The sequence below is a fragment of the Pilimelia terevasa genome, from assembly GCF_014647915.1.
Classification (GTDB): Bacteria; Actinomycetota; Actinomycetes; order Mycobacteriales; family Micromonosporaceae; genus Pilimelia; species Pilimelia terevasa.
Window position 1 is genome coordinate 86,638 of record NZ_BMQC01000008.1, and the last position, 9,257, is coordinate 95,894.

Here is a 9,257-nt window from a genome sequence, read left to right on the forward strand (position 1 = left end):
GTGGGCGCCACCATCTTCTACGAGTCCGCCACCGAGCTGGCGACCCTGACCAACACCTTCGCCGTCGCCGGCACCCCCACCGACCCGACGACGGTGTCCCTGACCGTCACCACTCCCACCGGCGCCAGTACCACCTACACCCACGCCGCCGGTGAGATCACCCGCACCGGCGCCGGGGGGTACACCAAGGACATCGCTAGCTCCGAGGCCGGGGCCTGGGCGTACGTGTGGACCGGCACCGGCGCCGCCTCCGACACGGTGGCCGGCACCTGGACGGTGTTCTCCGCCGCCCTGGCGCACCTGTACTGCACCGCCGCGGAGCTGAAAAACCGCGTCGGGGTGGAGGACACCGAAGACGACTTCGAGATCCAGCAGGCCGTGGAGACCGCGGCGCGGGAGATCGACGACTGGTGCAAGCGGCACTTCTTCCGTCAGGCCGGCACCCGGGTGTACGCCGCCGACAGCCCGTACCGGTGCACCGTCGATGACCTGGTGTCGGTGACGTCGGTGCGCACCGACGAGGCCGGTGACGGCGCTTTCGAGACCACCTGGGCGGGGTCGGACTATCAACTGCGGCCGGTCAACGCGACCGCCGGGGCGGTGCCGCGCCCCTACCGGCAGGTGTGGGCCGTCGGCGGCCGGACTTGGCCGCATCACCGGGCGGTGCTGGCCCGCGCCGAGCGGGTGGAGGTGACCGGCGTGTTCGGCTGGCCGGCCGTCCCCACCAACGTCAAGGCCGCCGCCCGGATCCTGGCCGCCGAACAGCTCAAGCTCAAGGACGCCCCGTTCGGTGTGGCCGGGTTCGGGGAGTTCGGGGCGGTGCGGGTGCGCGACAACCCGATCGCGGTGCGGCTGCTGCGCTCCTACCGCCGACGCCCGGTCCTGGTCGCCTGATGGCACCGACGATTTTGCAGGTGATGCAGGGCATCGAGGCCAGGCTCAACACCATCACGGGGCTGCGGGTGTCGGATATCGCCCCGGACCAGATCAACCCGCCCGCGGCGGTCGTGGGTGTGCCGGCGGTGCCGGCGTACCACGCCACGATGGGCCGCGGCCGTTTCCAGCTCGCCCCCACCGTCACCGTGCTGGTGTCGGCTGGCCTGGACCGGGTCGGGCAGCACAAGTTGGCCGGCTACGCCAACCCCACCGGCGCCCTGTCGGTCGTGGCGGCGGTGGAGGCGGACAAAACCCTCGGCGGTGTGGTGGATGACTGCCACGTCGTCGGGTTCCGGCCGCTGGGCCTGGAGGAGATCGGGCTGATCGGCTACTACGGCGGCGTGTTCGAGCTACGAGTGATCGCAACAGGAGTGTGAGATGGCCCAAGACTTTTGTGTCGAGACCGGCTGTGACCAGTTCGGGCAGGCGGCCGGCTACTGGCAGGGGCGCCGCGGCGACGACAACCCGGCCCGGCCCCGGCCGCGGCTGTGCCGGGACCACTACCTGGACCGGTTCGGCGCCGAGTTCGTGCGGTTCGAGGTGACCGGGGCGGCGCGGATCGTTGACGTGCGCACCCGGGAGTCGGTGCCGGCGCCGGGGGTGGTGGAGCTGGACCCGGTCGCCACGAACATCCGCATGCTCGTCGGGATGGGCTACGGCCGGGTGGTCGAGGACAAGCCGGCCGGCAAGCCTGCGGGCGCGAAGAAGGCCTGACCGTGTCGACGTTCGTCGCGCTCAACGTCACGACGTGGGTGGCCGGCTACGACATGACCGGCGACACCAACAAGACCAAGCTCGACGCCGGCCACGACCCGCAGGACGCCACGACGATGACCTGTGTGGCCCGGGTCCGCAGGGCCGGCCTGCGCACCGTCGAGGGCAGCGTGGAGGGCTACTGGCAGGCCGGCACGGGGTCGGTGGACGAGGCGGCGATCACGGGCCTGGGCGGGTTGCAGGTTGTCACCCACACCCCCACCGGCACCGTCGGGGACGTGTCCTACTCGTATCAGGCCAGGGCGCTCAAGTACGAGATGTTCGGCGCCGTCGGCGAGATGGTGCCGTTCGCGCTGGAGACCCACGGGGCGCGCGGCAACGGCACCCTCTCGGTGGGTGCGGTCCGCGGCCGGGTCCTGGCCGCCAAGGGCAACATTTCCGCCACCGGCGTGGTCGGGGCGGCGTACGAGCTGGGCGCGGTCGGCGCCGGTCAGCACCTGTACGCGACGGTGCACACCTTCGCCATCGGCACCAGCTTCACGCTGGTGATCGAGTCCGACGCCGACAACACGTTCGCCTCCGCGACGACCCGGATGACGGTCGGGTCGATCACCGCCGCCGGCGGCACCTGGGGTGTGCGGGTGGCCGGGCCGGTCACGGACACGTGGTGGCGGGCCCGGGTCACCGCCGCCTCTGGCACGTCCACGATCGCCGTGACCGCCGGCATTCGCTGACCCCCTTCAACCCTCCAGCCCCGACGCGGGGCCGTCTGCCCGGAAAGGGGTGACGCATGTCCACGTTCGCAGCCCTCGACCTCCGCGTCGAGGTCAACTCGGTGGACCTGTCCGACTGGTGCACGAAGGTGACCTGGCCGGTCGAGTACGACCAGCAGGAAGACACCGCCTTCGGCGACAACGCCCGCTCCCGGCTGGCCGGGTTGCAGGACATCGACCTCAGCCTGGAGTTCAACCAGGACTTCGGCGCCTCGGCGGTCGACCAGACGATCTCGGCGATCGACGGCACGGTCGTCGCGGTGAAGGTGCGGCCCACTTCGGCGGCGATCTCGGCGACGAACCCCGAATATGTGGCGTCGTTCCTGGTGGCCGAGTACAGCCCGTTCGACAACTCCGTCGGGGATCTGGCCACCACGAGCATGTCGTGGCCGCTGTCTGACGCCGACGGCTACGCCCGCAACACCGCCTGATGGACCTGCACTTCCTCGGCGCCCGCGAGTTCTTCCTGCTGGCCGCGGACTGCCGGGATGCCGGCCGCAAGGACCTGGAGCGGGAGCTGCAACGCGGCCTGACCGGGGCGGTCGCGCCGACCCGGCAGGCCATCAAGACCGCCGCCGGGAAGGCGATGCCCCGCGCGGGCGGGTACGCCGGCCTGCTGGTGCCGGTGTTGAACGTGGCCGCCCGCAAGTCCTCGGCCATCGGGATCCGGCTCGTCGTCTCAGCCAAGGGCGAGACCGAGCAGCGCGACGTGCGCGCCCTGGACGCCGGCACGCTGCGGCACCCGGTGCATGGCCGGTCCAGGTACAGCCGCAAGGCCGGCCGGCGGGTGTCCAACCCGTGGGCGATCACCGACATTCCCGCCGGGTTCGCCAGCAAGACCTTTGAACGGCAGGCCGACGCCATCGTGGTGCGGCTCGGCGACGCCGTCCAGGCGGTCGCCGACAAGATCGCAGGAGGCTAGACGTGGCGCGGATCCGCATGTGCGACGCCGACCGGGAAACCTACGGCGGCCCGGAGTGGCTGGGCTTCAACCTCGCCACCCTCACTGACGACACCGACCTGGGTGAGCTGGAGGCCATCGAGGCGGCCACCGACACAGTCCTGGCCGTCGCGGTCGCCGAGCCGGCCGGGGTCCGGGCGATCCGGCTGTGGCTGTGGATCGGCCTGCGCAACGCCGGCGTCAACGTCGAGTGGGCGAAGTTCCGGCCCAAGGTGCTGCGCGTGGCGTGGGAGGCCGGTGATGCCCTCCCCCCGGATGGCGGCCCCCCTTCGACCGACCCGTCACCCAGTTCCTGACCGTCATCGAGCCGTGGTTCACGTTCCTGGCCCGCATTCCGCCCCGTGAGTTGCGGGCGCTGAGTATGCGGCAGGTCGAGGCGCACATGTCCTGGTACGCCAAGCAGCAGCGGGGGTGAGATCGTGGCCGACCGGAAGTTGATCCTGGACATCCTGGCCCGGGACCGGGCCTCCCGGCCGATCGAGCGGGTCGGGGACGCCGCCGACGGTGCTGGCACCTCGCTGGAGGGCATGGCCAAGGACGCCGCCCACCTCGATGACGAGCTGGGCCGCACCCAGAAGGCGATGCAGGTCCTCACCGGGGAGATGGCCCGCCTGGACCGCGGGTCGGCCCGCTTCAAGGAGCTGCGCAAGGAGTTCGGCGCCCTGTCCCGCGACGCCGGGCAGCTCGGCAAGATGCGCAAGGTCCTCGGTGACGTCGGGGCCGATGGTGCCGAGGCGATGTCGATGTCGTTCTCCCAACGCATCGGGCCGCTACTGGCCAAGGCGCCGGTGTCGGCGCCGCTGGTCGGCGCGGTGGCCGCGGCGGCCCCGGCGATCGGCGCGGCCGTCGGCGCGGCAGTGCTGTCCGGCCTGGCCGCCGGCACGGTCGGCGCCGGGGTCGCCATGGCGTTCCGGCACCCCTCGGTCAAGGCCGCCGGCCGGGAACTGGCCACCGACTTCGAGTCGGCGATGATGGACGCGACCGCCGACTTCGTGCCCGCCACCGTCTCGGCGATCGGTGTCATCCGCGGCGAGGTGCGGTCACTGGGGCCGGAACTGCGCGGGGTCTTCGCCCCAGCCGCCCAGTACGTGGCGCCGCTGACCCGCGGCCTGACCGGGTTCATCCGCGGGGTGCTGCCCGGTCTGGCCTCGGGCCTGCGCCGGGCCAAGCCGGTCGTGGACGCCCTGGCCGCCGGGTTCGCGCTGGTCGGTGAGCAGACCGGGGAGGCGCTGGAGGCCATCGGCGACGGGTCGGCCGGCGCGGCGATGGCGCTCAAGGACATGCTGGTCGTCACCGCCTACGGCGTGCGCGCCCTGGGCGAGACGGTCGGATTCCTGTCGAAGATGTACGGCGGGATGCGGGTGGTGGCCTCCGGGTTCTCGGCGTCCACGATCGCGGAGTTGGCGCAGAACGAGGCGTCGGCCCGGCAGATGAACGCGGCGTTCGGCAACCTCACCAGCGGGCTGGGCTCCTACAGCAGCGCCGCCGGTGGGGCAGCGGGCGCGACCCGACACCTGACCGAGGCGCAGATCGAGAACGCCGACCGGGCGCTGGCAGCCTTCGACGCCGAGACGGCGCTGGCCACCGCGATCCGCGACGCCGGCAAGGCCGCACAGGGCGCCTCCGGCGGGATCAACCTGAACACCGCCGCCGGGCTACGCAACCGGGAAGCCCTGTCGAAGCTGTCGGCGTCGATCATCAAGTCCGTCGCCGACTACGAAGCCCAGCACGGCGCCACGGCCCGGTCAGCGCAGATGCAGCAGCAGGGCTACGACGCGTTCCTCAAGGCCGCCCGCGGCATGGGCGTCACCGGCGCCGCGGCCCGGAACCTCGCCAAGCAGCTCGGGCTGCTGCCCCGCACCGTGCGGATCAACGTGGACACCCACTACCGGATGTTCGGCAAGCCCGGCACCTCGGTCGGTGGGATCGGCGGCCAGGGCTTCAAGGGCTACTCCAAGGGCGGCCCAATCGAAGGCCCAGGCCCGCGCGGCCGGGACTCCGTACCGATCCTGGGCGCACCGGGCGAGGGTGTGCTGAACCTGCGCGGCATGGCCGCCGTCGGCGGTAAGCGGGGCCTGGCCGCACTGAACAAGGGCGACCGGCCGGTCGCCTCGACCCCGGCCGCCGCCGCCAGCCGCGGTCCAGCGGTGGCCGCAGCCGCCCAGCGCGCCGCCCGCAGCGCCACCATGGTCCGCCAGGCCCTCACCTCCTCAGTCCCCGTGCCCGCGCCCGCGGCCGACCGAACCACCCCCGGCGCCGCTGGCCGGCTGGCCCTGTCGTGGGAAGGCTCGTCCAACCGGCTGATCGACGCGTTCATGCAGGGGCTGCGGTATGAGATCCGCACCCAGGGCGGCAACGTCCAGGCCGTCCTGGGCACCGGCGCCTGATGCCGTTCCCGGGGGTGCCGCTGCCGGTGCGCGTCTACCTGGACCCCGGCGGCGCGCCTGCCGATCCGGGGTCGTGGGCGTGGACCGACATCACCGGGTACGTGCGGGACCGGGACGGCATCGAGATCGCCGTCGGCCGCCCCGACGAGCGCGGGGAGGTCGGGCCGGGTCGGTGCACGCTGCGGCTGGACAACACCGACGGCCGGTTCTCCCCGCGCAACCCGCTCGGGGCCTGGTATGGGGAGCTGGGGCGGAACACGCCGATCCGGGTGGCGCTGGCGTGGCTGTCGGACACCTTCGGCCGCACGGTGGTCAACGGGTGGGGCACGTCCAGCTCCGGGCACGCCTGGACCCTGTCGGGCACCGCCGCGGACTTCGACGTCACCGCCGGGGCCGGCACCATCGTCGTGGCCACGGCCGGTACGGCGCCGTCGGCGACCCTGGCCCCGACCCTGCATGACGTGTCCGCCCGGATCACCGGCACCCTGTCCACGGCCAACGTCACCGGCAACCAGGCCGGCTTCGGCGTCGACCTGCGCGGCGGCACCAGCGGGGCGTGGTCGTGCATGGCCCTGGTCAACGCCGACGAGTCGGTGACCGCGATCATCTACGGCCGCACCGGCGCGGTCCTGGCCTCAGCGACCGTGCCGACGCTGACCCACTCCGGGCAGGCGTTGACCGTCCGCGGTGAGGCGTCTGGTACGGATCTGCGGGTGCGGGTATGGGCGGCGGCCGGCGCCGAGCCGGCCGTGTGGCACGCGACCGCGGCGGCCACCGATCTGGATCCGGGCACCGTCGGGGTGCTGGCCTACCGGCACGCCTCCAACACCAACGCCGGCCTGACCGTCACGTTCGACAACTTCGGCGTGGAGGTGGAGCGGTTTACCGGGCTGGTGTCGGAGTGGCCGCCGCGGTGGGACCTGTCGGGCAACGACGCCACCACCCCCATCGTCGCCAACGGCATCCTGCGCCGCCTCGCCCAAGGGCAGGCGCCTGCCGCGCCCGCGCTGCGTCGGGCGATCGGCGTCCACAGCCCGGTGGCGCACTGGCCGCTGGACGACGGCGCCAGCGCCCGCTCCGGCGCCTCCCTGGTGCCCGGCGGCACACCGCTGGCGGCGGCCGGGACGTTCACGTGGTCGGACGGCACGCCGCCGCTCGGGGCGACCGGATGCGTACGCGCCGACGGCGTCTACAACACCACCCTGGGCACCACGCTGGGCGTGTTGAAGGGCTCGGCCGTCCCCAACGCCGCCGCCGCAGCCGGCTGGACGTTCGTGCTCTGGGAGCGGCAGGTCAACGCCTGGGCGGCCGGGCAGACGATGAACACCTACGGCTGGATCTACGACGCCGGTGGGTCCGGCACCGTCTGGGTGTGGCAGATCAACCACCAGACCCAGCAAATCGACTGCGCCTGGTACTCCGACGCCAACACCTTCGGCGGCGCCGTCGGCTCACTGACCACCATCGACATCCTCGGCGACTGGCGGCAGATCGCCGTCACCCTCGCCCAGGCCGGCGCCGACATCTCCGCCGCGGTGCACATCACCTCCAGCTACGACGGCGCCCCCGTGGCCACCTACACCGCCGCGTCCACCGTCGCCGGCCGCACACTGGGCGCCCCGGACCGGCTGGAGCTGTGGATCCAGGGCTACACCGGCGCCGGGGTCGTCCTACCGGTCGCCTACCTGTCCACGTGCGCCCTCCTCCCGGCCGCCCTGACCACCGCCCAGCTCACCGCCCTGGGTGAGGCCGGGTTCGGCGGGTCCGGGCAGACCGCAGTGCAGCGGATCGCCGCGCTGTGCGCCCAGGAAGGCGTACCGGTGCACCTGCCCGGCGTCGACCACTCCAGCGTCCTGGGCGCGCAGCCGGCCCGGCAGCTGCTGGACCTTATCCGCGAAGCTGAGCGCACCGACGCCGGGGTGCTGTACGAGCGTGGAGGCGGCCTGGCGTACCGGCCGCGCGCTGACACCTACAATGCGGCGGCGGACCTGACCATCGGGTGGGAACACACCTCGCCCGCACCCGAGCCCACCGACGACGACCAGCGCCTCCGCAACCGCATCGTCGCCTCCCGGGAGAACGCCGAGTCGGTCACCGTCGAAGACGCCGCCTCGATCGCCGCCGCCGGCCTGTACGAGGATCCCGTGCAGGTGTCCCTGCCCGGCCCCGGGATGCTGCCCTCGCACGCCACCTGGCGGCTACGCGCCGGCACCATCACCGACCAGCGGTACCCGGCCATCGGCATCAACCTCGCCGGCCAGACCGCCCTGGCTGATGGGTGGCTGGGCTGCCAGATCGGCTCCCGCATCGACCTGGTCGACCCGCCGGCCGGCCAGGCCCCCGATGACGCCCCGCTGATCCTGGAGGGCTGGACCGAGCGGCTGCACATCTTCGGCTGGGACCTGGAGCTGGCCACCAGCCCCGCCACCGTCTACCGCGTCGGCGTCTACGACGACACCGACCTGGGCCGGGCCGACACCGGCGGCAGCCAACTCAACTCCGCCGCCACCGCCGGGGCCACGTCGCTGTCGGTGCTCACCACCGTCCCGCCGACCTGGTCAACCACCGCCGTCCCCTACGACATCGCCGTGGGCGGGGAGCGAATCACCGTCACCGCCGTCACCGCAGCCGTGGCCAACGTCCAGACGTTCACGGTCGTGCGCGCGGTCAACGGCGTAGCCAAGGCCCACGCGGCCGGCGCGCCGGTGTCGCTGTGGGCGCCCGTCCGCTACGCCCTCTAGGAGGCACCGGTGGCGATCCACGCCGGAGACCTGATCCACGCCGCCGACCGACAAATCGACGTCATCGGCCTCACCGCCACCAACGACACCAGCGCGTCCACCAGCTACATCACCGGCACCAGCCACGGCGTCGCGTTCACCGCGCCGACCTCCGGCGCCGTCCTCATCCGGTTCGGTGGGCTGCTGGGCTCCAACCACAACGTCAGCACGCTGTGCTCCTACCTGACGTTGCAGGTCCGTGCCGGCGCCACCGTCGGCTCCGGCGCCCTCGTGCTGACCGCCGCCGACGGCAACGCCTGCCGCTACTACAAGCCCAACACCGCCGCCGGCTACCACTACAGCCACGTCGAGGTCCCGTACCTACTCACCGGCCTCACCCCCGGCAACGACCACAACGTGCAGACCCTGTTCCGGGCCGTCGTCGGCTCGGCCGGCGTCGCGCAGCGGTGGGTCACCGTCTCCTCCGCCAACGCCTGATCCTCAACCTGATAGGGGCTTCCGCGTGTCTATCCACACCTTCTGCGTCGAGCTGTACCACCCCGGCGACGACCCGGTCCCCGGCCACGACGACGGCCGCCTGGACGCCGTCGCCCGCCGCGCCCGCCAAGACATCCGCGACGCCGGCCTCCTGCCCGCCGGGGTGACCGTCATCGAACCCCCGGACCCCACCAACCCGGGCGAGGACGTCGACACCCCGCCGCCGGCCGGGCCCGTCGTGGACATCGCCGCCGCCCGCGGCGCCTGA

11 protein-coding genes are annotated in these 9,257 nt (G+C 72.8%); all 11 read left to right on the plus strand.

Annotation, left to right across the window (positions count from 1 at the left end; genetic code table 11):
- The 11 genes from IEY75_RS12960 to IEY75_RS13010 all read left to right on the plus strand — a co-directional run bounded on the left by IEY75_RS12960 (position 1) and on the right by IEY75_RS13010 (position 9,257).
- On the plus strand, positions 1-894 hold the full coding sequence (locus IEY75_RS12960) for a hypothetical protein (protein ID WP_189114565.1): 894 nt from the start codon (positions 1-3) through the stop codon (positions 892-894).
- A complete protein-coding gene (locus IEY75_RS12965) occupies positions 894-1,313 on the plus strand; it encodes a hypothetical protein (RefSeq protein WP_189114566.1) in 420 nt (139 codons plus the stop codon). The genes IEY75_RS12960 and IEY75_RS12965 overlap by 1 nt, the downstream gene beginning before the upstream one ends.
- Position 1,314: 1 nt before the next feature.
- The gene (locus IEY75_RS12970) at positions 1,315-1,650 is read left to right on the plus strand and encodes a hypothetical protein (protein WP_189114567.1); all 336 of its coding nucleotides are present in this window, start codon (positions 1,315-1,317) and stop codon (positions 1,648-1,650) included.
- A 2-nt stretch (positions 1,651-1,652) separates the two neighbouring features.
- Positions 1,653-2,384 (plus strand): hypothetical protein, encoded by a 732-nt coding sequence (locus tag IEY75_RS12975; protein WP_189114568.1) that lies wholly within the window; start codon positions 1,653-1,655, stop codon positions 2,382-2,384.
- Between the two features lie 56 nt (positions 2,385-2,440).
- Positions 2,441-2,854 (plus strand): radical SAM protein, encoded by a 414-nt coding sequence (locus tag IEY75_RS12980; protein WP_189114569.1) that lies wholly within the window; start codon positions 2,441-2,443, stop codon positions 2,852-2,854.
- The gene (locus IEY75_RS12985; RefSeq protein ID WP_189114570.1) at positions 2,854-3,345 is read left to right on the plus strand and encodes a hypothetical protein; all 492 of its coding nucleotides are present in this window, start codon (positions 2,854-2,856) and stop codon (positions 3,343-3,345) included. Before IEY75_RS12980 ends, IEY75_RS12985 begins: the two co-directional genes overlap by 1 nt.
- Positions 3,346-3,347: 2 nt before the next feature.
- Entirely contained in the window at positions 3,348-3,680 is a 333-nt protein-coding gene (locus IEY75_RS12990) for a hypothetical protein (protein WP_189114571.1), read from the plus strand.
- Positions 3,681-3,803: 123 nt separating this feature from the next.
- The gene (locus IEY75_RS12995) at positions 3,804-5,771 is read left to right on the plus strand and encodes a hypothetical protein (protein ID WP_189114572.1); all 1,968 of its coding nucleotides are present in this window, start codon (positions 3,804-3,806) and stop codon (positions 5,769-5,771) included.
- A complete protein-coding gene (locus IEY75_RS13000; protein WP_189114573.1) occupies positions 5,771-8,512 on the plus strand; it encodes a TIR domain-containing protein in 2,742 nt (913 codons plus the stop codon). Before IEY75_RS12995 ends, IEY75_RS13000 begins: the two co-directional genes overlap by 1 nt.
- A gap of 9 nt (positions 8,513-8,521) precedes the next feature.
- Complete coding sequence (locus tag IEY75_RS13005) at positions 8,522-8,989, plus strand: hypothetical protein (protein ID WP_189114574.1); 468 nt, start codon at positions 8,522-8,524, stop codon at positions 8,987-8,989.
- A 25-nt stretch (positions 8,990-9,014) separates the two neighbouring features.
- Positions 9,015-9,257 carry a hypothetical protein gene (locus tag IEY75_RS13010; protein ID WP_189114575.1) on the plus strand — a complete coding sequence of 81 codons (243 nt, stop codon included), beginning with the start codon at positions 9,015-9,017 and terminating at the stop codon, positions 9,255-9,257.